The following is a 22413-nucleotide window of genomic DNA, read 5'->3' on the forward strand; positions in this document are numbered from 1 at the left end:
GGCTCCCAGGAGATGACTGGGTTGATAGGCCAGATGTGGAAGCGCTGTAAGGTGTGGAGCTGACTGGTACTAATAAGCCGATGACTTGACTTCATCCCGCATATTGGTGTGGGGCATGGGTGTCAGTTGTGTGTGTGTTCGCGTCCGCTTTGTGGTTCTTGACGTATGGTCCAAGAACCCTACCCATAACTCCCCCCCCCTTTTTTGTGTTGGGGTGGTGGGGTGGTGGGGTGTTTGGTAGGTCAATAGTGTTACGGTGGTTATAGCGTCAGGGAAACGCCCGGTGACATTCCGAACCCGGAAGCTAAGGCTGACAGCGCCGATGGTACTGCACTCGGGAGGGTGTGGGAGAGTAGGACACCGCCGGACTCCTCGTAACGGAGATAGGGTCGTTGATCAGGAAACAGGGGTGAGTGCCAGTGCTGGCGCTCACGGATCCCTTCCTGATTGGCGGCCCTACTTCTGTTTGTACGCATTTTCTCCAGCGACACGCACAACGCCCCGGGAGGCAGCAGCATGAACGATCGTTCGACACGAGACGGCTCGGAAGGGCGCGACCCTCGCCGCTCGGACGACGATCGCTCCCGACGGCATCGGAGCGGGGACCGAGGCTCCGACTCCTCGCGGCGCGGCGCCGACTCCAGGAGGGGCGGCCCGCAGTGGCGCGAGGAGGGAGGTCGGCGCGGAGAACGCGGTGGCGACCGCGGCGACTACGGAAACCGCCGCTCCGGGGACCGCCGCGAGGGGGACCGTCGCGACGGACGGAACGGCCGCGACGGAGATGATCGTCAGCAGCGTTTCGATCGCGACGGTCGTCGCGGCTCTGGCCGGAGCGACAGTCGCGGGGCGGGTCGAGATGACCGTGGCTACGGTCGAAGCGACGACCGCGGACACCGGCGGGACGAGAACCGCTCCTTCGGTCGGGACGAGAACCGCTCCTACGGTCGGGCCGAGAAGCGCTCCTACGGTCGGGACGACGACCGCGGGTACGGACGCGACAACGCTCGGGGGCACGATCGCGATCGCCGTCCGCGGCGGGAGGACCGGGGTTTCGACCGGGACGATCGCGCCCCTCGTCGCGATCAGGATCGTGGAGATCGAGGCTCTCGACGTGACGTCAACCGAGACGACCGCCGGCCGCGTCGGGACTTCGACGCCGGCGGCGGACCGGAGCGACGCGAATCCACCCGCGATGACCGTCCCCAGCGGAGGTTCGGACAGGATGACCGTCGCCCGCGCCGGGACTTCGGCCGGGACGATCGCCCGCGCCGGGACGATCGCCCGCGCCGGGACTTCGACCGGGACGACCGCCCGCGTCGGGACTTCGGCCGCGAGGATCGCCCGCGCCGCGGCTTCGACCGCGACTACCGCGGCCGAGGCCAGGGCCGCGAGGGAGGCCGCGCGGACGGAGGGGAGCAGCGGCTCGGCCGCGGAGGCACCCGAGGCGCCGGTCGCAGCGACCGCGGTGGCCGCGACCGGGAGTTCACGGAGTCGGAGCGCCTCGCCCACGAGCTGCGCCCGGTTCGCTCGGAGCATCAGGACCCGGAGATCCCGGTGGATGTCCGCGCGAAGCACCTGCACCCCGCCGCGCGCAACGAGCTGAAGACCCTGCAGACGGATACCCAGGACCGGGTGGCCCGTCATCTCGCGATGGTGGCGCTGCTGATCGACTCCGATCCGGAACTCGCGCACCAGCACGCGCTCTCGGCCTCGCGCCGCGCCGGACGGATCCCGGTGGCCCGCGAGACCCTCGCGGTGACCGCCTATCGCATCGGGGACTACGCCCTCGCGCTGCGAGAACTGCGCACCTATCGGCGCCTGTCGGGATCCGATGCCCATGTCGCGTTGATGGTGGACTGCGAGCGCGGTCTCGGGCGTCCTGAGAAGGCCCTCGAGACCGGCGTGGAGGCCGACCCCGCCTCCCTGGATTCCGAGCAGCGGGTGCAGCTCGCGATCGCGATGTCGGGGGCGAGGCTCGACCTCGGGCAGACGCAGCAGGCGCTGCTCGAGCTGGAGATCCCCGAGCTCGATCCGAAGCGCGCGTTCTCGTGGAGCCCCGACCTCTTCGCCGCGTACGCCACGGTGCTCGAGGATCTCGGCCGCGTCGACGAGGCCGCCGAGTGGCAGCGTCGTGCTGAGCAGGCGCAAGCGGCGCTCCAGGCGCACTACGGGGCCCACGACACCCTCGAGGTGTTCGAGGTGTTCGAGACGCCCGATGCCGGTTCCGCCGAGCTCGACGATCCGGAACCCGACGCCGCCGGGTCAGGTTCCGGCGAGGCCTTCGATGCGGAGAAGACGGAGTCGGTCGAGCCCGAGACGGCGGGGCAGGTCGAGCCCGGGGCCGCGGAAACGGGCGAGAACGCCGGAGAGAGCGACGCTGGGGGCGGGACCGACGCGGACGAGACGCGGGAGGCGTAGATGGGGCTGTTCGGTGCACGGGGGACCCGGCTCGGGCCGGCGCCCCTCGAGGGTCGCGAGCTGCTGCTCGCCGACCTCGACGGAGTGGTCTACAAAGGGCCCGGGGCGATTCCGGGGGCGGTCGAGAGCCTGAACCTCGCGTCCACCCGGGCCCGGCTCGGCTACATCACGAACAACGCCTCGCGCACCGATGCCCAGGTCGCCGATCACCTGCGCGGTCTCGGCCTGTCGCCGGCCACCTCCGACGTCGTCACCTCGCCCCAGGCGGCCGTCGCGCTGCTGGCGCAGACGGTGCCGGCGGGGTCGAGGGTGCTGGTCGTCGGCGGCGACGGGCTCGTCGACGAGCTGGCGAAGGCCGGCTTCGAGGCGACCCGGAGCGCCGACGACGGCCCGGCGGCGGTGATCCAGGGCTTCGCGCCGCACGTGGGGTGGGAGCACCTCGCCGAGGCCGCCTTCGCACTGGCGGAGCGCCCGGGCGAGGAACCGCTGCCCTGGATCGCGACCAACACCGACTGGACGATCCCGGTCGCCCGCGGCCTCGCGCCCGGCAACGGCACGCTCGTGTCGGCGGTGCACACCGCCGTGCAGCGCCTGCCGGTGTTCGCGGGCAAGCCCGAGCCGGCCATCTACGAGACGGCATTCGAGCGCTTCGGCACGCGCAACGCGCTGATGCTCGGCGACCGTCTCGACACCGACATCAAGGGCGCCCGCGCGGCCGGCATCCCGTCGCTGCAGGTGCTGACCGGCGTCGACCGGCCCAAGCAGCTCGTCGCCGCTTCGCAGGACATGCGGCCCGACTACATCGTCGCCGACCTCTCCGGGCTGCACGAGCCGTACCCGACCACCGAGTTCGCGAAGGACGGCACGGCGAAGGTGGGATCGGCCCGGGTGCGCATGGACGGTCACATCGTGCGCATCGTGGCCGAGGGCGACTCGGAGATCGATCTGCTGCGCGCCGGTTGCGCGGCGATCTGGGCATCGGGTCTCGCGATCTACGGCCTCAAGGTCCCCGAGCTGCTCTACGCGGACCACTGGCGCGCCGACGCCTGACGGCTCCACCGGCGCCTCGACGCCGCGTCGGCGGACGCGCCGATCCCGGGTCGCCCGCGGCGGCGCCAGAGGTCTCGGCGCCGCTCTCGCGTCACTAATAAGTCTGCTCTGTTCTGAATTTGCGTCGTAATAAATATGCTTTATTATTGACTCGGACAACGCAGAGAGGCATGGAGTGGCACAGTCGCCAGTGATCGTTATGGGAGTGTCGGGCGCCGGCAAGACGACGGTGGGCTCCGCCCTCGCCGCCGAGCGGAGGCGCCCCTTCATCGACGCCGACGACCTGCACCCCAGCGAGAACCGCAGGAAGATGGAGAGCGGGATCCCGCTCGACGACCTCGACCGCGGGCCGTGGATCAGCGCGGTGGGCGCCGAGATCGCCCGTCTCTCGGGTGAGGGCGCCGCCCCCGTGGTCGCGTGCTCAGCGCTCAAGGCCGCGTACCGCGAGGCGCTTCGCGAGTTCCACCCCCGCCTCGCCTTCGTGTACCTCGAGGGGAAGCGGGAGACCCTCGAGGAACGGCTCGGCACCCGCGAGCACGAGTACATGCCGTCGAGCCTGCTGGTCTCGCAGCTCGAGACGCTCGAGCCCCCGCTCGGAGAGGAACGGGTGCTCGGCGTCGACATCCGCCACGACGTGTCCGCCATCGTCGAGCGGGCGGCGGAGTGGCTGGCGAGACTCGAAGACGAGAACACACCCCTGGAGAGGACGATATGAACCGGAACGCTCAGAAGGGCTCGGCGCTGACGCTGCGCGGAGTGACGAAGGAGTTCAACGGGGTCGCCGTCGTGGACGGGCTGGATCTCGAACTGCGCGCCGGGGAGTTCGTGTCTCTGCTGGGGCCCTCGGGTTGCGGGAAGACGACGACGCTCCGCATGATCGCGGGATTCGAGCGGGTCGACGGCGGCGGCATCTTCCTCGACGACGACGAGATCACGGGACTGCCGGCGAACAAGCGCGAGATCAACACGGTCTTCCAGTCCTACGCCCTGTTCCCCCACCTCACGGTCGCGGCCAACATCGCCTACGGACTCCGTCAGCGACGCGTCCCGAAGGCCGAGCTCGCCGAGCGGGTGGGCGACGCCCTCGCCCTCGTCCGCCTCCAGAGCTTCGCGGATCGCAAGCCCGCGCAGCTCTCGGGCGGTCAGCAGCAGCGCGTGGCGCTCGCGCGAGCGCTCGTCAACCGGCCTCGGGTCCTGCTGCTCGACGAGCCCCTGGCCGCCCTCGACCGGCAGCTCCGCGAGGAGGTGCAGATCGAACTGCGCCTCATCCAGAACCGGCTGAAGACCACGTTCCTCTTCGTGACCCACGATCAGCACGAGGCCCTCGCCATGAGCGATCGCGTGGCGATCATGAACGGCGGCCGCATCGAGCAGCTCGCCGACCCGGAGACCGTCTACGCCCGTCCCCGCACCCGCTTCGTAGCCGGCTTCGTCGGGCAGCAGAACTTCTTCGAGGGGATCGAGCGGCTGGGCGCGGGCGACTACCGCTCCGCAGACGGCATCGGCATCTCCTCGCAGGCCGCGGTGGCCGAGGCGGCGACGGCCGCGATCCGCCCCGAAGCGGTGCGGCTCTCGGCCGACAGCGCGCACGCCGCGCATGCCGCGGCCGCGGCCAACCAGGTCGGCGGCGTGGTCGAGGCCGTGAACTACCTCGGCGACGCGCGGCAGTACGTCGTCAGGACCGAGGCGGATCGCCTGCTGCTGGTGCGCAGCGCGACCTCGGCCCAGCCGAGCGGCTTCGCGCCGGGCGACCGCGTCCGCGCCTCGTGGCGCGCCGAGGACGTCGCCCTGTTCCCGAACACCTGAAGACCCGCATAACTCTCAACCGTGATTGTCAAAGGAGCGCACGACATGGAACGACACTCGATCCCACGCATTCTCATCCCGAGCTCGAGCGAGGGGCGCGTCACCCGACGCCTCTTCCTCGGCGGTGTCCTCGGAGCGGGAGCGGCGGCCGCGCTGGCGGCCTGCGCCCCGGCGGGCAAGAGCGACGGCGGAGGCGGCGGCGACCTCCGGGTCTACTCCTGGTCGGAGTACGACGACCCCGAGAACCTCGACGGCTTCACGACGAAGCAGGTGCTGGTCGACTCCTACTCCTCCAACGAGGAGATGATCTCGAAGCTGGTCGCCGCCCGCGGCACGAGCGGCTACGACATCGTCATCCCGACCGGCGTCTTCATCCCGCAGATGGCCGAGAACGAGCTGCTCGAGGAGCTCGACCTGAGCAGGCTCACGAACTTCGAGAAGCTGAACCCCGCCTTCCGCGGGCAGGCCTGGGACCCCGACAACACGTACTCGGTCTGCAAGTTCTGGGGCACGACGGGCTTCGCGTACGACACCCAGGTGATCCAGCGCGAGCTGACCTCGTGGGAGGATTTCGTCGACGCCGTCAAGAACGAGGCGAGCGGGCGCACCGCGCTCTCGGACGACCCCGGTGAGATCTGCGCGATCCTGCCGTTCATCAAGGGATGGAACCAGAGCACGCAGGATCCCGCGGAGCTCGAGCAGATCCGCACCTTCCTGGTCGACGAGCTCGCTCCGCACATCTCCGCGTTCGACTCGGCGCCCGGCGGCGGGGCGATCCCGCAGGGCTCCCAGGCCCTCGTGCACACCTGGAACGGCGAGGCGCGACGCGGCATCCTCGCCAGCCCGGATCCGGATCGCTGGAAGTGGGTGCTGCCGACCCCCGAGACCAACCTGTGGATGGACAACTGGGCGATCGTGAAGGGCGCGGAGAACATCGACGCCGCGTACGAGTTCATCGACTACTCGCTCGCGCCGGAGGCGGCTCTGCTGAACACCGAGTACGTCGGGTACGGCACCGGCATCGACGGCACCGAGGAGGCGGCGCGCGAGGCCGGCGTCGAGCGCCTCGAGATGATCTTCCCGACCGAGGAGGAGACCCAGCGGATGTACACGGGAGAGATCAACGAGGCCCAGCAGGTCCGTATGGAGATCGTCGCCGAGATGAAGGCGCGCGCGGGGGCGTAGGGGAGTGGCACGCACGAACACCGGCGGAAGGCAGCGGGGGCTCTCGACGCTGCTCTCCGTTCCCGGCGCGCTCTGGATGGCGCTCTTCTTCCTGACCCCGATCGTCGTGGTGATCTGGTACAGCTTCGGCAGCAAGCCCGACCTCTACCGCACCCACTCCAACGACGTCCTGTCGCTCGACCGGTACGGTGAGGTGCTGAGCGGGGCCTTCCTGCAGACCTTCGTCAACACCCTGCAGATCGCGGCCATCGGCACGCTGTTCTGCGTGGTCATCGCCGTGCCGTTCTGCTACTGGCTCGCCGTCAAGGTCGCGCCGCGCTGGCGCTACGCCGTGCTCGCCCTGGTGCTCGTGCCCTACTGGACGAACTTCCTGATCCGCACGATCGGATGGCAGGTGCTGCTCGCGCCCGAGGGGCCGATCACCCAGGTGCTCAGGCAGCTGGGACTGGTCGACCCGGCCTTCTCCATGCTCTACACCCGAGGAGCGGTGCAGCTGGGCGTCATCTACAACTATCTCCCCCTGATGATCCTGCCGATATTCGTCGCCATGGAGCGGCTCTCGCCCGCACTGCGGGAGGCCAGCAAGGATCTCGGCGCCGGCCGGTGGGCGACGTTCCGGCAGGTCACCCTGCCGCTGGCGAGGCCGGGCATCGTCTCGGGCATGCTGCTCGTCTTCATCCCGCTCATGGGCGACTACATCACGGCTCAGGTGCTCGGCGGCGCCAAGGGGAACATGGTCGGGCAGATGATCGCCGGGCAGTTCCAGCAGGGCCAGAACTGGGCGCTGGGGTCGGCGATGTCGGTCGTGCTCATCCTGAGCACGATGCTGAGCATCGCGCTCGTGGCCGCGGCGGGCGTCGCAGCCGGCGCGATCCTGCGGCGTCGGAACCGGGTGGCGACCGTCGCACCGGAGCCGCAGGCCGCCCCGATGCGGAAGGAGGTGCCGGCATGAGCGCTGCGAAGCCGCACCGGAACAGGGGCGATGCGGCGCTCGGGGTCTGGGGAGTGCTCGTGCTCCTCTTCCTGTTCGCGCCGCTCATCGTCATCGTCGTCTACTCGTTCAACACCGGGCGCCTGCTGGGCGCGTGGGAGGGCGCCGGGCCGGATGCCTACATCGCGGCGTTCAACTCGAGCCCCATCGTGAGCGCCGTGCTGGTCTCGCTGCGGGCGAGCGTGGTCGCGACCGCCCTCGCGGTGCTGCTCGGCTCCACCCTCGGCATCGGCCTCGGCCTGCGGACGGGCGGGTTCAGTTCGGCACTCATGGCGGTGCTCGGCATGGTGCTCGTGACCCCCGAGATCGTGCAGGCGGTCTCGTTGATGCCGTGGCTCACCTCGCTGACGGTCGACTGGGGCGTCGCCCTCTTCGGCGACGGGATCCTCCGTCTCGCGATCGGCCACTCGCTCTTCGCGTCGGCCATCGTGTCCTTCCTCGTGCGGGGCCGCGTGCGATCGCTCGATCCGGCCCTGTTCGAGGCCGCCGAGGATCTGTACGCCTCGCGGTGGAACAGCTTCCGGCAGATCCTGCTGCCCCAGCTCACGCCCGCGGTCGCGGCGGGCGGGCTCATGGCCTTCACGCTGAGCCTCGACAACACGATCATCTCGGCCTTCGTGCAGGTGACGGGGAGCACCCCGTGGCCGGTCTACGTGCTGAGCTCGCTGCGCTCCGGGCTGCGCCCCGAGCTCGCGGCCATGGCAACCGTCATGCTCGTGGCGACGCTGGTGCTGCTCGCCGTCGCGGCCCTGATCCTGCGTCGCGGAGGCTCCTCGAAGAGCCTCGCCCACGCGCTCGTGGAAAACCCGTAGTCCCGTTCCTGAGGAGTCCCCCATGACCGCAACGCGCTCGCTCGCCATCGTCGACTGCACGCTGCCGCTCGTCGGCCCCGGCCGTTTCGCCATCGAGACGTCGGGCTCGAGGATCTCGCGGGTGGTGCCGATGCGCGAGTGGGCGTCGCGCGGGGGCGAGGAGCTCGACGCGGCCGGCAGGTCGGTGCTGCCGGGGTTCACCGACGCCCACGTGCACCTCGTGGAGTCGGGGATCGAACTGGCGCGCTGCGACCTGTCGGGCAGCCGCTCGCGCGCCCACGCCCTCGAACTGATCGCCGCGTACCTGGAGCGCCGGCCGGAGGCGCCGTGGGTGGTGGGGCGCGGCTGGTCCCTCGACCACTTCGCCGACACCAACTCCATGCGGGACGACCTCGACCGGCTCACGGGTGCGCGGCCGGCGTACCTCTCGAACAAGGACGGGCACAGCGCCTGGGTGAACTCGGCCGCGCTGCGGCTCGCGGGGGTGGACGAGCGCAGCCCCGACCCGGAGGGCGGGAGGATCGAGCGCGACGCCGCCGGGCGCCCGTCGGGGCTGCTGCACGAGGCGGCGATGCTGCTCGTCGCCGATCTGATCCCGCCGCTCGACGACGACACGCGTCTGGAGGGGCTGATCGCCGGCCAGCGGCACGCCTTCTCGCTCGGCGTCACGGGGTGGCAGGAGGCCATCGTCGGCGACTTCGTGCCGACCACCGACGTCGAGGGGTGCTACCGCCGGGCGCTCGACACGGGGGTGCTGCGCGGTCAGGTGACCGGCAACCTGTGGCTGCCCAGGAAGGACCCCGCCGGCGCGCTTCCCGATCTGGTGGCCAGGCGGGACGCCTTCGCCGGGGAGGAGCGCTTCCGCATCGGCGCGGTGAAGGTGATGTACGACGGGGTGTGCGAGACCCTCACGGGCGCGGTCTCGATCCCGTACCTCGACGGTGCGGCCGAGCCGAATCGCGGCATCACGTTCTTCGAGCCCGAGGTGCTCGCCCCGATCATCCTGCAGCTCGACCGCCTCGGCTTCGACGTGCACGCGCACGTGATCGGCGATCGCGCGACCGATGAGCTCCTCTCGATGATCGAGGCCGCGCTCGTCGATGCGCCCGTCCGCGACCGCCGGCACCAGCTCGCCCACCTGCAGATCCTGAACGAGCGGCTCATCGGCCGCATGGCGCGGGCCGGCGTGATCGCGAACGTGCAGCCCTTCTGGGCCCAGGCCGACGCCCAGATGACGGAGATGACGCTGCCGTTCCTCGACCCCTCGCTGCACGCGCACCAGTACGCGTTCCGCTCGCTCGAGCGCGCGGGCGTGCCGCTCGCGTTCGGGTCGGACTGGCCCGTGACCACGCCGGATCCCCTCGAGTGGATCCACGTCGCGGTGAACCGCAGCCACCCTTCGGAGCCCGCCGCCCCCTTCCTGCCGGAGGAGGCGCTGTCGCGCGACAGCGCTCTGCGCGCGGCGACGAGCGGCGCCGCCCACGCGGCGCGCCAGGACGGCCTGCGCGGCGCGACGCGGCCGGGGCTGCTCGCCGATCTCGTGCTGCTCGACTCGGACCTCGGCGAGGTGCCGGATCCCGAGCTGCGGAGCGTCCGCGTCGACGCGACGATCGTCAGGGGCGAGACGCTGTTCGAGCGCGGCGGGGAGCCGGCGGCGCGGTGAGTCGCGTGGGCGCCTGAGGCTCCGGCCCGGCGCTCTCAGGCGCCGAGGGTGCCGCCGGCCACGCCCTCGCCGGCCACGCCCTCGCCGGCGGCGCCGTCGCCGCCGTCCGTGGCGAGGACGGAGGGCCGCGGAACGTGCGACCAGGTCTTCGAGACCTCCGCCACGGTGCGGCGCATGATCCGGTCCATGGCGGAGTGCGCGGCGCCGGCGTCGCGCTCCCAGATCGCCTCGGCGACCGCCAGGTGGAGGGCCAGGGCGTCCTCGTGGGGGCGCTCCGGCATGAGCCCCTGCTCCGTGCGGGCGGTGAGCACCTCGGCGACCAGCGAGTCCAGCTGGACGAACATCTCGTTGCCGCTCGCCTCGAGGACCAGGCTGTGGAACGCGATGTCGAGCTCCAGGAAGCGGTGCAGGTCCCCGCTGCGACCGACGGTCCGCATCTCGGCGGCGAGATCCAGGATCCGCACCGCCATCCGATCCTCGCGGTGCTCGGCCGCCATCTCGGCCGCCTTCGGCTCCACGGCCGACCGCAGCTCGGTGAGCGAGCGCAGCTGACCGCCCGTCGAGCCGACGGCGATGCGCCACCGGATCACGAGCGGATCGTAGAGGTTCCACTGGGTGGGAGGCAGCACGCGGATGCCTACCCGCTTCGTCGCGGCGACGAGGCCGAGCGACTGCAGCACGCGCACGGCCTCCCGCACCACGGGGCGCGAGACGCCGTGCTCGCCGGCCACGTTGTCGGCGAGGAGCACGCTCCCCTCGGGGAGCTCCCCGCTCACGATCCGGGTGCCGAGCGCCTGCAGGAGCTGATCGTGCAGAGTCTCGGCCATGGGAACATCGTATCCGGCTCTCGGCGGCAGGCCGCCGGGGCCTCCGCCGGCGGGCGCGCCCGCCGGCCGCGCGGCGGCGGGACTACGCTGGGAGGCATGAGCGACGAGCGGGTTCGGGATGCGGGAGAGGCGTCGGCGCCATCCGACGCCGGAGCGTCGGCGCCGGGCGGCGAGCCGGGCGGGTCCGCGGACGGCCTGCTCGATCGGGTGGGGTTGATCGAGTCCCAGCCGCTCGCGCAGCGCGCCGCCGGGTTCGAGCAGCTGCACGACGAGCTGCTCGCCGAGCTGCAGCGCAGCGATCAGAGCGGCTCGGGGGCGGGCCCCGGTTCCCCGGCCCCGCAGGGGAACGGTGCCTAGCGGCACCTGGGCCGGGGCGGCGCAGCGCCTCGACCGCGCGCTCGCCGAGCTCGGGCTCGTGCGATCTCGCAGCCGCGCCGCCGAACTCGTCGCCGAGGGACGGGTGCTCGTCGACGGCGCCGTCGCGGCGAAGGCGGGCCAGCGGATCGCGCCCGGCTCCCGGATCGAGCTCGAGGGCGCCGACCGCTACGTCGGCCGGGCGGCCCACAAGCTCGTCGCCGCGCTCGACGCGTTCGGCGTCGATCCGGCGGGTCGTCTCGCGCTCGACCTCGGCGCGTCCACCGGCGGCTTCACCCAGGTGCTCCTGGAGCGCGGGGCCGAGGCCGTGCAGGCCATCGACGTGGGGCACGACCAGCTGGCCCCGCAGCTCAGGAACGACGACCGGGTGCGCCTCGTGGAGGGCTGCAACGCGCGCGACCTCACGGCCGAGCGGCTGGCCGCGGACACCGGGATCGACCGGCGTCCCGACCTCGTCGTCGCCGACCTCTCCTTCATCTCGCTCACGCTGATCCTGCCCGCCATCGCGCGCACCGCGGCGGAGGGCGCCGACCTGGTGCTGCTGATCAAGCCGCAGTTCGAGGTCGGCCGCCTCGGGATCCGCGATGGCATCGTCACCGATCCCGAGCAGCGCGCCTCGGCCGTGCGCGCGGTGCTCGCCGCCGCGGCGGGGCTCGGGTACGCGACGCGGGGCCTCGACGCCTCGCCGATCGCAGGCACGGCGGGCAACCGGGAGTTCCTGGTGCACTTCGCCCCCTCACCGCGCGAAACACCGCCCGATCCGACAGAATGGGAGGGGCGGATCCGCGAGCTCTGCTCCGACGCCGGGCCCGTCGCCGAGGCCTAGACCAGGACGACCGCCGAGAGATCCGAGGAGGGGCATGACCGCGCACGTCGACACCGCCAGACGCATTCTCGTCGTCTCGCACACGGCGCGACCCGAGGCCATCGCCGCCACCCTGAGCGTCGTCTCGGCGCTCCGCTCGGCCGGGGTGCTGCCCGTGATGGAGGCGGGCGACCGCGAGGAGTTCGCGCCGCACCTGCAGCCCGAGCGCACCGCGCAGCTCGGCGTCGACGTCGCGGTCTCGGAGCTCGAGATCGCGCTCGTGCTCGGGGGCGACGGCACGATCCTGCGCGCGGCCGAGCTGCTGCGGGGATCGGACTGCCCCATCGTCGGGGTGAACCTCGGCCACGTCGGCTTCCTCGCGGAGATGGAGAGCCACGACCTCGCCGTGACCGTCGACCGCGTGCTCGCCCGCGACTACACCGTCGAGCAGCGCGTCACGCTCGACGTGCGGGCCACCATCGACGGCGAGGTCATCGCCGAGACGTGGGCGCTCAACGAGGCGAGCGTCGAGAAGCGGCAGCGCATGCTCGAGGTCGCCGTCGGCGTCGACGGCAGGCCGCTCTCGTCGTTCGGGTGCGACGGCGTGGTGCTCGCGACGCCGACGGGGTCGACGGCCTACGCGTTCTCCGCCGGCGGGCCGGTCGTGTGGCCCGGCGTGGAGGCGATGCTGCTCGTGCCGATCGCCGCGCACGCGCTCTTCAACCGGCCCCTCGTCGTCGGCCCGCGATCGGTGCTGAGCGTCGAGATCCTGCACCAGAGCGTCGGCCAGGGGGTGCTGTGGTGCGACGGACGGAGGCGCACCGAGCTGCCCGCCGGCGCGGTGATCGAGGTGCGGCGCTCGCCGCTGTCGGTGCTGCTCGCCAGGCTGGACGAGGCCGTGTTCACGGACCGGCTCGTCGGGAAGTTCCACCTGCCCGTCGCCGGCTGGCGGGGGCCGAGAGCCGCGGAGAGGGGCGACGGGTGATCGAGGAGCTGCGCATCCGGGACCTCGGCGTCATCGCCGACACCACGCTCGCGCTGGGACAGGGATTCACGGCGATCACCGGGGAGACCGGGGCGGGCAAGACGATGGTGGTGACCGCCCTGGGGCTGCTGATGGGCGCCCGCAGCGACGCGGGGGCGGTGCGCAGCGGCGCGTCGCAGGCCCGCGTCGGGGGCATCGTGCAGACGCGGGATCCCGAGGTGGCCGAGCTCGTCGACGAGGTCGGCGGGGAGATCGAGGACGGGGAGCTCGTGCTCGGCCGCACGGTCAGCGCCGAGGGACGCAGCCGGGCGAGCGTCGGCGGCGTCGCCGCCCCGGCGGCGAGCCTCGGACGGCTCGCCGCACGGCTGTTCGCCGTGCACGGGCAGTCCGATCAGCTGCGCCTGCGCAGCGCCGCGGCCCAGCGCGACACGCTCGACCGCTTCGGCGGGCAGGAGCTCGCCGCGGTGCTCGACGACTACCGCGAAGCGCACCGCGAACGGCGCGAGGTGGCGGCGCGCGTGGAGGAGCTGACGAGCGCCCGGGAGGACCGCGCGAACGAGGCCGTCCGGCTCCGCGCGGAGCTCGAGGAGATCGCGGCCGTGGACCCCGTGGCCGGAGAGGAGGCGGAGCTCGCGCAGCGCATCGCGAGACTCGGCAACCTCGAGGAGCTCCGCGAGGCCACGTCGGCCGCCCATGAGGCGCTGGCGACCGACTCCGACGACCCGTTCAGCCGCGACGCGGGCAGCCTGATCGACACGGCACAGCGCGAGCTCGAGCGCGCGGTGGCGCACGACGCCCGCCTCGAGGGGGTGCTCGAAGCCCTGCGCGGCCTCAGCTTCCAGGTGAGCGACGCCGCGCGCGAGCTCGCCGCCTACGCCGGGGACCTCGACCAGGAGGGGCCGGGCGAGCTGGCGCGGGCGAACGAGCGGCTCGCCGCCCTGAACGGGCTCTTCCGCAGCTACGGGGCCGACTCGGCCGAGGTGATCGCCTACGCCGCCGCCGGAGCGGCACGGCTCGCCGAGATCGACGGCGACGACGAGCAGGTCGCCGAGCTGGCGGAGCGTCTGGACGCGGTGTCGCAGCGGGAACGGGAGCTCGCCGAGCGGCTGAGCACGCTGCGGCGGGAGGCGGCGTCGACCCTCTCCGAGCGGGTGAGCGCGGAGCTGCGCCAGCTCGCGCTGCCCGACGCCGAGTTCGTCGCGGAAGTCTCGGAGACGGAGCTCGGCGCCTCCGGCAAGGACGAGGTGCAGTTCCTGCTGCGCCCGCACCCCGGCTCGGAGCCGCGGCCGATCGCGAAGGGCGCGTCCGGGGGCGAGCTCTCCCGCGTGATGCTGGCCCTCGAGGTGGTCGTGGCCGCGGTCGATCCCGTGCCGACCTTCGTGTTCGACGAGGTCGACGCCGGAGTCGGCGGCGCCGCGGCGATCGAGATCGGGCGCAGGCTCGCGAGGCTGGCCGCCACCTCGCAGGTGATCGTGGTGACCCACCTCGCCCAGGTGGCCGCCTTCGCGAACAACCACCTCCAGGTGGTGAAGGACTCCGCGGGAGGGTTCACGGAGTCGAGCTGCCGCCGGCTCGAGGGGGAGGAGCGCCTCGGCGAGATGGCGCGGCTGCTCTCGGGGCTCAGTGACTCGAGCAGCGCGCTCGAGCACGCCGCCGAGCTGCTCGCGCTCCGCTGAGGGGGCGCGTCGAGGGGCGGCGCTGCCGTGTCGGGGGCTGCTGCTACGCTCACCACATGATCAAGTTCTTGCGCCGCCGGATGCGGGCGGAGGGGGTCGTCCCCGACCTCGGTCTGAGCGCCTCCGAGCGCGCCGAGTTCCTCGACACGCACCCCGACGTGGTGCACGCCGACCCGCTCCAGATGGACGCGGAGACGCGCGAGATGTATCGCGACGCCCGGGAGGCGGCGATCGACGCGCAGGAGGAGCGCTCGAAGGCGCACACGCGCGAGTTCGTGGTGCGCGCCCCGTTCCAGCTCGGCTTCACGGTCACCCTCGGCGTGCTGGTGGCGATCCTCGTCGGCGGCATGATCGGCCAGCTCAGCACGATCATCATGTACGTGGTGGGCGCGCTGTTCATCGCGCTCGGCCTCGACCCCGTCGTGCGCTGGCTCGAGCGCAAGGGCGTGAGCCGGCCCGTCGGCATCGCCGTGGTGTTCCTCGGGTTCATCGCGGTGGTCGGCGGCGTGCTCGGGGTCATCATCCCGATGATCGCGAACCAGGTGTCGCTGCTCGTGCGTAGCGCGCCCTCCCTCGTGAACGACGTCGTGAACCAGGCCTGGTTCGAGGACGTCAACGAGCGCTTCGGGTCCTTCGTCGACTTCGACGGCCTCCTCGAGATGGGGCAGGACGCGGTGGGCGACCCCGAGAACTGGGCCCAGGTGGCGGGTGGCGTGTGGCAGGCGGGCATCGGCATCGCCAACGGCCTCACGGCGGCGCTCATCGTGCTGATCCTGAGCCTCTACTTCCTCGCCTCCCTGCGGTCGATCAAGCGCGGCTTCTACTCGCTCGTGCCGCGATCGGGCCGCGCCAAGGTGATGGACATCACCGAGCAGGTCACCAAGTCGGTCGGCGGCTACGTCAACGGCATGGTCGTGCTGGCGCTGCTGAACTCGATCCTCGGCTTCATCATGATGACGATCGTCGGCGTCCCCTTCGCCGGGCTCGTCGCCGTGGGCGTCTTCCTGCTGGCGCTCATCCCGCTCATCGGGTCGGTCATGGCGACCGTGCTGGTCTCGATCGTGGCCCTCTTCAACTCCCCCGCCACGGCGATCGCGGCGGCGGCCTACTACCTCGTCTACATGCAGATCGAGTCCTACCTGCTGACCCCGCGCATCATGAACCGCGTCGTCTCGGTGCCGGGCTCGCTCGTGGTGATCGGCGCGCTCGCCGGCGGCACGCTGCTCGGACTGCTCGGCGCGCTGATCTCGATCCCCGTCACGGCCATGGTGCTGATGATCGTGAAGCAGGTCTGGGTGCCGCGGCAGGAACTTCGCTGACCGCTCGCCGTCGCAGGCGCCGAATGATAGGATTGAAGCCCGTGGGAGCAGAGCAGAACGCGGATCAGACGAACACTACCAAGCACATCTTCGTGACCGGGGGTGTCGTCTCCTCGCTGGGGAAGGGCCTCACGGCCGCCAGCCTCGGCAATCTGCTGACGGCGCGCGGGCTGCACGTGGTCATGCAGAAGCTCGACCCCTATCTCAACGTGGATCCGGGCACCATGAACCCGTTCCAGCACGGCGAGGTCTTCGTCACCGACGACGGCGCCGAGACCGACCTCGACATCGGGCACTACGAGCGCTTCCTCGGGATCAACCTCTCCCAGGCGGCGAACGTGACGACGGGCCAGATCTACTCCACCGTGATCGCGAAGGAGCGCCGGGGCGAGTACCTGGGCGACACCGTCCAGGTGATCCCCCACATCACCAACGAGATCAAGCGTCGCATGCGTCTGCAGGCCCAGGAGACGCCCCGCCCCGACGTGATCATCACGGAGGTCGGCGGCACGGTCGGTGACATCGAGTCGCAGCCCTTCCTCGAGGCCGCCCGTCAGGTGCGCCACGAGCTCGGCCGCAACAACGTGATCTTCGTGCACGTCTCGCTCGTGCCGTTCATGGGCGCCTCCGGCGAGCAGAAGACGAAGCCGACCCAGCACTCGGTCGCCGCGCTCCGGTCGATCGGCATCCAGCCCGACGCGCTCGTGCTCCGCAGCGACCGGCCCGTCACCGAGGACAACCTGCGCAAGATCGCGCTCATGTGCGATGTCGACGAGGGCGCGGTCGTCAACGCCGTCGACGTGAAGAGCATCTACGACCTGCCGCGGCTGTTCAACGACCAGGGGCTCGACCAGACCGTGGTGGAGCACCTCGGCCTCGCCGAGCGCGGACCCGAGGTCGACTGGCGCACCTGGCAGCCCGTGCTCGACGCCGTGCACCACCCGAAGGGCGAGGTGACCATCGGCCTCGTCGGCAAGTACATCGACCTGCCCGACGCCTACCTCTCGGTCACGGAGGCGCTGCGCGCCGGGGGCTTCGCCCACTCGACCAAGGTCAACATCAAGTGGATCGCCTCGGACGACTGCAAGACCCCGGAGGGCGCGCTCGAGGCGCTCGGCGACGTCGACGCGATCTGCGTGCCCGGCGGATTCGGCGTGCGCGGCATCGAGGGCAAGCTCGGCGCCCTGCGCTTCGCGCGGGAGAACCGGATCCCGGCGCTCGGCCTCTGCCTCGGCCTGCAGTGCATGGTCATCGAGTACGCGCGCAACGTCGCCGGGCTCGAGGAGGCGTCCTCGACCGAGTTCGACCCCGACACCGCCGTGCCCGTGATCGCCACCATGGCGGAGCAGGTCGACATCATCGACGGAGGCGATCTCGGCGGCACCATGCGGCTCGGCATGTACGAGGCCGCGCTCGCGGAGGGGTCCCTCGCCGCGGAGCTCTACGGCTCGGCCTCGGCGAGCGAGCGCCACCGCCACCGCTACGAGGTGAGCAACCGCTACCGCGACGAGATCGCGGAGGCCGGCCTCGTGTTCTCGGGCACCAGCCCCGACGGCCAGCTGGTCGAGTACGTCGAGCTTCCCCGCGACGTCCACCCGTTCTACATCGCCACCCAGGCCCACCCCGAGCTGCGCTCGCGCCCCGGCATCCCGCATCCGCTGTTCGCGGGCCTCGCTGGCGCGGCGATCGAGCGCCGCGAGGCGACCCGCCTGTTCGAAGCGGATGCCTGAGCGGCAACGGCGCGCGGCATGACGAGTCACGAGCGAGGCGGTGCGGCCGGGTCGGCTGAGCCCTGCGGGCCCGTCGAGCCGGCCGAGGCTCCCGCCGAGCCGGCCGAGGCTCCCGCCGAGCTGGCCGATGCGCCCGCCGAGGTGCCGATCCTCGCCAGCGAGCTGATCGCCCGGGGCCGCGTGTGGGACGTGCGCCGGGATCGCTTCGAGTTCGGCGGCGCCGAGCTGGTGCGCGACTACGTCGACCACCCCGGCGCCGTCGCCGTGCTCGCCGTCGACTCCGACGAGCGGGTGCTGCTCATCCGGCAGTACCGACACGCCATCGCCCACCGCGACTGGGAGATCCCCGCCGGGCTCATGGACGTCGCGGGGGAGAGCGGCCTCGCCGGGGCCCAGCGGGAACTGGTGGAGGAGGCCGACCTCGTCGCCGGGCGCTGGGACCTGCTCGTCGACGTCTGCACCACCCCCGGCGGCAACAGCGAGGCCGTCCGCATCTTCCTGGCGCGGGATCTGGGCGCCGTGGAGCACGACTACGTGCGGGAGGGCGAGGAGGCCGAGATGGTGCTCCGGTGGGAGCCGCTCGACGCGGTGGTGGACGCGGTGCTCGCCGGGCGGGTGCAGAACGCGATCACCGCGAACGCCGTGCTCGCCGCGGCGGCCTCGCGGGCGCGCGGCTGGGCGACGCTGCGCCCGGCGGACACGCCGTGGAACCGGCGCGCCGCGGTGCGGGGAGAGCGCTCGGCGTCGTGAGCGCGGACAGCGCGGGCTCGGGCGGCGTGAGTTCAGGCGGCGTGAGCCCGGAGCAGGGAGCCGACCGCTTCCTGCGGCACGTCGCGCTCGAACGCGGGCTCTCGGAGAACAGCCGCGGCGCCTATCGGCGCGATCTGACGGCCTATGCCCAGTGGCTCGCGGGGCGCGGCATCCGGGATCTCGCGGAGGTCACCCCCGACACGCTGTCCGCCTACGTCGCCGAGCTCGGGGGCGCGCCGGGGGCGGGAAGCGGCGGCCGATCCGAGCGCGATCCCGGCTCCGATCCTCACCCCGACCGCGATCCGGGGCTCGCCGCCGATCCCGCCGATCCCGGTCCCGGTCCCGAGCCCGCAGCGCCGCCGCCGCGTCGTCTCGCCCCGGCCTCGATGGCGAGGCGCATGTCGACGGTGCGGGGGATGCACCGCTTCCTCTTCGAGGAGGGCGCGCTGCCCGCGCACGCCGGAAGCGGCGTGCGCACGCCGAAGAAGGGTCGGCGGCTGCCGAAGGCGCTGGCGTTCGAGGAGGTCGAGGCGCTGCTCGGCGCGATCGGCGGGGACGACCCGGTGAGCCTGCGGGATCGCGCCCTGCTCGAGCTGCTCTACGCCAGCGGGGCGCGGGTCAGCGAGGTCACCGCCCTCGACATCGACGACCTGCTCGCAGGCGGAGGCGGCGACGCCTGGGGCGATCCCGAGCGGGCGCTCGGCGAGGGCGGTTTCCTGCGCGTGACCGGCAAGGGCTCCAAGCAGCGGATCGTGCCCTACGGGCGCTACGCGGGCCGCGCGCTCGCGGCGTACCTGGTGCGCGCACGGCCGCAGATGGCGGCGAAGGGCGTCGGGACGCCGGCGCTGTTCGTCGGGCCCCGCGGCGCCAGGCTCTCGCGTCAGAGCGCGTGGCTCGTGATCAAGGCGGCCGCCGAGCGCGCCGAGATCGCGGCCGAGGTGTCTCCCCACACCCTGCGCCACTCCTTCGCCACGCACCTGCTCGCGGGCGGCGCGGACGTGCGCACGGTGCAGGAGCTGCTCGGCCACGCCTCGGTGACGACCACGCAGATCTACACGCAGGTGACCGCCGATACGCTGCGAGAGCACTACCTGAGCGCCCATCCCCGGGCGAAGTAGCGCGGCCGCGGATCCGTGCCGCTACAGCGCGCGCACCGCGTCGAGCGCGCCGCGCAGGTCTCGGATCAGATCGTCGGCCGACTCGAGGCCGACCGAGAGGCGCAGCAGGCCGGGCGTGATCCCGAGCCGCCCGTTGACCTCGGGGGCGAAGGTGCCGTGCGTCGACGTCAGCGGATGCAGCACCATCGACCGGGTGTCGCCGATGCCGGTCATGCGCGAGAAGACGCGCAGCCCGTTCACGAATGCGCGCGCCCCATCGATCCCGCCGCGCACGGTCACGCCGAACACCGATCCGGTCCTGCCCCGCCCTGCCGCGTCCGCGCCGTAGTCGCGCACCGCGAGCCCGTGCAGCGGGTTCGACGGCAGGCCGGCGTAGTCGACCGACTCGACCTCGGGCTGCTCCTCGAGCCAGGTCGCGATCCGCAGGGACGACTCGACGTGGCGCTCCATGCGCAGCGACAGCGTCTCCATGCCCTGGTGCAGCAGGAAGCCGTGGAACGGCGAGAGGGTCGGGCCGATGTCGTTCACCACCGACTCGCGCACGGCGCGCGCGTAGGCGCCTCGGCCGAAGCGCTCGAGCATCGGCGCGACGCCGGGCCTCGACGACTGCGTGACGAGCGGATAGGAGCGGCCGGCGCGCTCCGCGGCCTCCCAGTCGAAGGTGCCGCCGTCCACCACGGCGCCGCCCACCGCCGCTCCGTGCCCCGTGAGGAACTTGGTGGTCGAGTGCACGACGATGTGGCAGCCGTGCTCGAACGGGCGGATGAGTGCCGGCGTGCCGACGGTGTTGTCCACGACGACCGGCAGGTTGTATCGGGCGGCGACCTCGGCGATGCGGCGCAGATCGGTGATGTCGTTGCGAGGGTTCGGGATCGTCTCGGTGTAGATCGCCTTCGTGTCGGGGCGGATCGCCCGCTCCCACTCCGCGTCGTTCTCGGCATCCCACACGTAGTCGAACTCGATGCCGAAGCGCTTGAAGCTGCGGCCGAAGAGGATCCGGGTGCCGCCGTAGATCGACCCCGTCGACACGATGTGGTCGCCCTGCTGCGCCAGCGCGAAGAGCGCGGCGGAGATCGCGGCCTGCCCGCTGGCGACCGCGACGGAGACGGTGCCGCCCTCGAGCGAGGCGAGCCGCTCCTCGGCCACCCAGTTCGTCGGGTTGCCCTGGCGCGAGTAGATGGGGGCATGCTCGCTGGGGGAGAAGCCGCCCGCCTCGCCGTGCCCCGCGTGCTCGTCGGCGCGCCAGTGGATGCTGCCGTCGAAGCGGCTGACCTGGTCGTCGAAATCGTCGAACAGATAGCCCGCGGAGAGGGCGATCGGCGGCACGCGGAGGCCGCTGTTCCTGTCGGGGTACTCGCCCGCGTGCACCTGGCGGGTGTCGAAGCCGAAGCCCTCCCAGTCGTAGACGGGGGGAGCCGCGCTCTGCGGGGGCGGCGCGCTGTTCATTCTGGGTCCTCCGTGGTGAGCTGCGATGGGAGGCGAGAGGCGGAAGATCGTTCCGGATCACCGCTGCCAGGCGCTTTTCCCGCCTCTCGCGCCTGTTCTCCCGAGGGGGTGGAGGCCGGGGAGCCGGTGGCTCGGCGGTCGTCTTCCTGAGGCGGCAGGATCGCCGCGATGCGGTCGACCGCATCGCGGAGCGTATCGGGGGCGCAGGCCAGGTTCAGACGGACGTGGCCCGCCCCGCCCGTGCCGAAGGCCCCGCCCCTGTTCAGGGCGACGCGGGCCTCGCGCAGGATGCGCGCGTGCGGGTCGTCGCCGAGCCCGGCCTCGCGGAAGTCCAGCCACGCGAGGTAGCCGGCCCGCGGACGCGTGTAGCGTACCCCGGGAAGGCGATCCCGCACGAGGTCGGCGAGCAACCGGTCGTTCTCCTGGATCCGGGTGATCGCGCGGTCGAGCCAGTCCCTCGCGTCGCGGAACGCCGCGACGTTGGCGTGCAGGCCGAGGATGCTCGCGCGCACGGGGGTCTCGGGCGGCAGCCGCCGCAGGACGGCGTCGGCCCGCTCGTCTGCGGCCACGATCACCGAGCACTTGGTGCCGGCGAGATTCCAGCCCTTGCTCGCCGAGGTGACGGTCACCGAGAGCGCACCCGCGGCGGCGGCGAGCGGCGCGAACGGGGCGAACCCGACCCCCGAGTGCACGAGGGGGGCGTGGATTTCGTCGGAGATGACGAACACGTCGTGCGCGGCGGCGAGACGGGCCAGCTCGGCGAGCTCGTCGGCGGAGTGGACGAGCCCGTGCGGGTTGTGCGGGCTGCACAGGAGGAACGCGTCGATGCCCGGGTCGCTCGCGAAGGCGCGCTCGATCGCGGCGAGGTCGAGGCGCGGCGGATCCGCCTCCTGAGCCGCTCCCGCTTCCCCGTCCGGCGCCGCGTCTCGATCCTGCGCCGCTTCCCCGTCCGGCGCCGCGTTCCGCAGCGGGATCTCGACGACCTCGAAGGGAACCTCCTCGAGCATCTCGAAGAAGCTCGGGTAGACGGGGGTCGGCAGCGCGATGCGGCCGCCCTCGGGGCGGAAGACGCGCAGCGACTCGACGATGCCCGTGGCGACGTCGGTGGCGAGGTGCACGCGGGAGGGCGCGACCTCCCACCCCCAGCGATCCCGCACGAAGTCGGCGAAGGCCGGGGCGAGCGGGCCGGCCTCGTCGATGTAGCCGAGGTCGGAGGCCTCGACTCGCTCGATCAGGGCGCGGCGGATCTCCGGGGCGACCGCGAAGTCCATCTCCGCGACGAAGAGGGGGAGCACGTCCTCGGGGTACCTGGTCCACTTGATGCTCGTGCGCTGCTCGCGGAGCAGCGCCGGGGCCAGCAGCGCGAAGGGCGTGCCGCCGGGGTCGGCGCCATCGAGGCGGGCGGGGTCGTCTGGGGAAGCCATGCCCCCATGGTCGCGCATCGTCGGCGTGGTGCA

Annotated in this window: 20 protein-coding genes and 2 rRNA genes; 18 read left to right on the forward strand and 4 right to left on the reverse strand. The window is 72.1% G+C overall.

Annotated features, from left to right (window positions below; translation table 11 throughout):
* Positions 1–93 (forward strand): 23S ribosomal RNA (locus tag JD276_RS12590); the annotation flags it as partial.
* Positions 94–252: 159 nt separating this feature from the next.
* Positions 253–369, forward strand: a 5S ribosomal RNA gene (gene rrf, locus JD276_RS12595).
* Positions 370–456: 87 nt separating this feature from the next.
* On the opposite strand, the gene JD276_RS12600 is transcribed toward rrf, so the two are convergent.
* Entirely contained in the window at positions 457–1509 is a 1053-nt protein-coding gene (locus JD276_RS12600) for a hypothetical protein (RefSeq protein ID WP_200116013.1), read from the reverse strand.
* Between the two features lie 45 nt (positions 1510–1554).
* On the opposite strand from JD276_RS12600, the gene JD276_RS12605 reads away from it, so the two are divergent.
* From JD276_RS12605 to JD276_RS12640, 8 genes are all read left to right on the forward strand, one after another.
* The gene (locus tag JD276_RS12605; protein WP_307866564.1) at positions 1555–2418 is read left to right on the forward strand and encodes a tetratricopeptide repeat protein; all 864 of its coding nucleotides are present in this window, start codon (positions 1555–1557) and stop codon (positions 2416–2418) included.
* Complete coding sequence (locus tag JD276_RS12610) at positions 2419–3468, forward strand: HAD-IIA family hydrolase (protein WP_200116014.1); 1050 nt, start codon at positions 2419–2421, stop codon at positions 3466–3468.
* A gap of 199 nt (positions 3469–3667) precedes the next feature.
* A complete protein-coding gene (locus tag JD276_RS12615) occupies positions 3668–4183 on the forward strand; it encodes a gluconokinase (RefSeq protein WP_233615693.1) in 516 nt (171 codons plus the stop codon).
* Positions 4180–5274 (forward strand): ABC transporter ATP-binding protein, encoded by a 1095-nt coding sequence (locus JD276_RS12620; RefSeq protein ID WP_200116016.1) that lies wholly within the window; start codon positions 4180–4182, stop codon positions 5272–5274. The genes JD276_RS12615 and JD276_RS12620 overlap by 4 nt, the downstream gene beginning before the upstream one ends.
* A gap of 45 nt (positions 5275–5319) precedes the next feature.
* On the forward strand, positions 5320–6459 hold the full coding sequence (locus JD276_RS12625; RefSeq protein WP_200116017.1) for a polyamine ABC transporter substrate-binding protein: 1140 nt from the start codon (positions 5320–5322) through the stop codon (positions 6457–6459).
* A gap of 4 nt (positions 6460–6463) precedes the next feature.
* Positions 6464–7411, forward strand: coding sequence for an ABC transporter permease (locus JD276_RS12630; RefSeq protein ID WP_307866565.1), 948 nt, complete (start codon positions 6464–6466; stop codon positions 7409–7411).
* Positions 7408–8262, forward strand: a complete 855-nt coding sequence (locus tag JD276_RS12635; protein WP_200116018.1) for an ABC transporter permease — start codon at positions 7408–7410, stop codon at positions 8260–8262. Before JD276_RS12630 ends, JD276_RS12635 begins: the two co-directional genes overlap by 4 nt.
* A gap of 22 nt (positions 8263–8284) precedes the next feature.
* Positions 8285–9925: an amidohydrolase gene (locus tag JD276_RS12640; protein WP_200116019.1), complete on the forward strand. Its 1641-nt coding sequence runs from the start codon at positions 8285–8287 to the stop codon at positions 9923–9925.
* Positions 9926–9960: 35 nt separating this feature from the next.
* On the opposite strand, the gene JD276_RS12645 is transcribed toward JD276_RS12640, so the two are convergent.
* Complete coding sequence (locus JD276_RS12645; protein WP_200116020.1) at positions 9961–10752, reverse strand: FadR/GntR family transcriptional regulator; 792 nt, start codon at positions 10750–10752, stop codon at positions 9961–9963.
* 96 nt (positions 10753–10848) lie between these two features.
* Between JD276_RS12645 and JD276_RS12650 the strand changes: the two genes are divergently transcribed.
* The 8 genes from JD276_RS12650 to JD276_RS12685 are packed head-to-tail and all read left to right on the forward strand — an operon-like array spanning position 10849 to position 19510.
* Complete coding sequence (locus JD276_RS12650) at positions 10849–11109, forward strand: hypothetical protein (RefSeq protein ID WP_200116114.1); 261 nt, start codon at positions 10849–10851, stop codon at positions 11107–11109.
* Positions 11102–11953 (forward strand): TlyA family RNA methyltransferase, encoded by an 852-nt coding sequence (locus JD276_RS12655; RefSeq protein WP_200116021.1) that lies wholly within the window; start codon positions 11102–11104, stop codon positions 11951–11953. The genes JD276_RS12650 and JD276_RS12655 overlap by 8 nt, the downstream gene beginning before the upstream one ends.
* A gap of 34 nt (positions 11954–11987) precedes the next feature.
* The gene (locus tag JD276_RS12660) at positions 11988–12917 is read left to right on the forward strand and encodes an NAD kinase (protein WP_200116022.1); all 930 of its coding nucleotides are present in this window, start codon (positions 11988–11990) and stop codon (positions 12915–12917) included.
* The gene (gene recN / locus JD276_RS12665; protein WP_200116023.1) at positions 12914–14593 is read left to right on the forward strand and encodes a DNA repair protein RecN; all 1680 of its coding nucleotides are present in this window, start codon (positions 12914–12916) and stop codon (positions 14591–14593) included. The genes JD276_RS12660 and recN overlap by 4 nt, the downstream gene beginning before the upstream one ends.
* 56 nt (positions 14594–14649) lie before the next feature.
* Positions 14650–15912: an AI-2E family transporter gene (locus JD276_RS12670; RefSeq protein WP_200116024.1), complete on the forward strand. Its 1263-nt coding sequence runs from the start codon at positions 14650–14652 to the stop codon at positions 15910–15912.
* Positions 15913–15953: 41 nt separating this feature from the next.
* Entirely contained in the window at positions 15954–17642 is a 1689-nt protein-coding gene (gene pyrG, locus JD276_RS12675) for a CTP synthase (RefSeq protein WP_307866566.1), read from the forward strand.
* Positions 17643–17660: 18 nt separating this feature from the next.
* Positions 17661–18392, forward strand: a complete 732-nt coding sequence (locus tag JD276_RS12680) for an NUDIX domain-containing protein (protein WP_200116026.1) — start codon at positions 17661–17663, stop codon at positions 18390–18392.
* Positions 18389–19510, forward strand: coding sequence for a site-specific tyrosine recombinase XerD (locus tag JD276_RS12685; RefSeq protein ID WP_307866567.1), 1122 nt, complete (start codon positions 18389–18391; stop codon positions 19508–19510). Before JD276_RS12680 ends, JD276_RS12685 begins: the two co-directional genes overlap by 4 nt.
* 21 nt (positions 19511–19531) lie before the next feature.
* Here JD276_RS12685 and JD276_RS12690 read toward each other — a convergent pair whose 3' ends face one another.
* Together JD276_RS12690 and JD276_RS12695 are read right to left on the reverse strand one after the other, a co-directional pair.
* Positions 19532–20956, reverse strand: a complete 1425-nt coding sequence (locus tag JD276_RS12690; RefSeq protein WP_200116027.1) for an O-acetylhomoserine aminocarboxypropyltransferase/cysteine synthase family protein — start codon at positions 20954–20956, stop codon at positions 19532–19534.
* Positions 20953–22380 carry a MalY/PatB family protein gene (locus JD276_RS12695; protein WP_200116028.1) on the reverse strand — a complete coding sequence of 476 codons (1428 nt, stop codon included), beginning with the start codon at positions 22378–22380 and terminating at the stop codon, positions 20953–20955. Before JD276_RS12695 ends, JD276_RS12690 begins: the two co-directional genes overlap by 4 nt.
* Positions 22381–22413 lie beyond the last annotated feature (33 nt).

The sequence above is a fragment of the Leucobacter chromiisoli genome, assembly GCF_016522505.1.
Classification (GTDB): domain Bacteria; phylum Actinomycetota; class Actinomycetes; order Actinomycetales; family Microbacteriaceae; genus Leucobacter; species Leucobacter chromiisoli.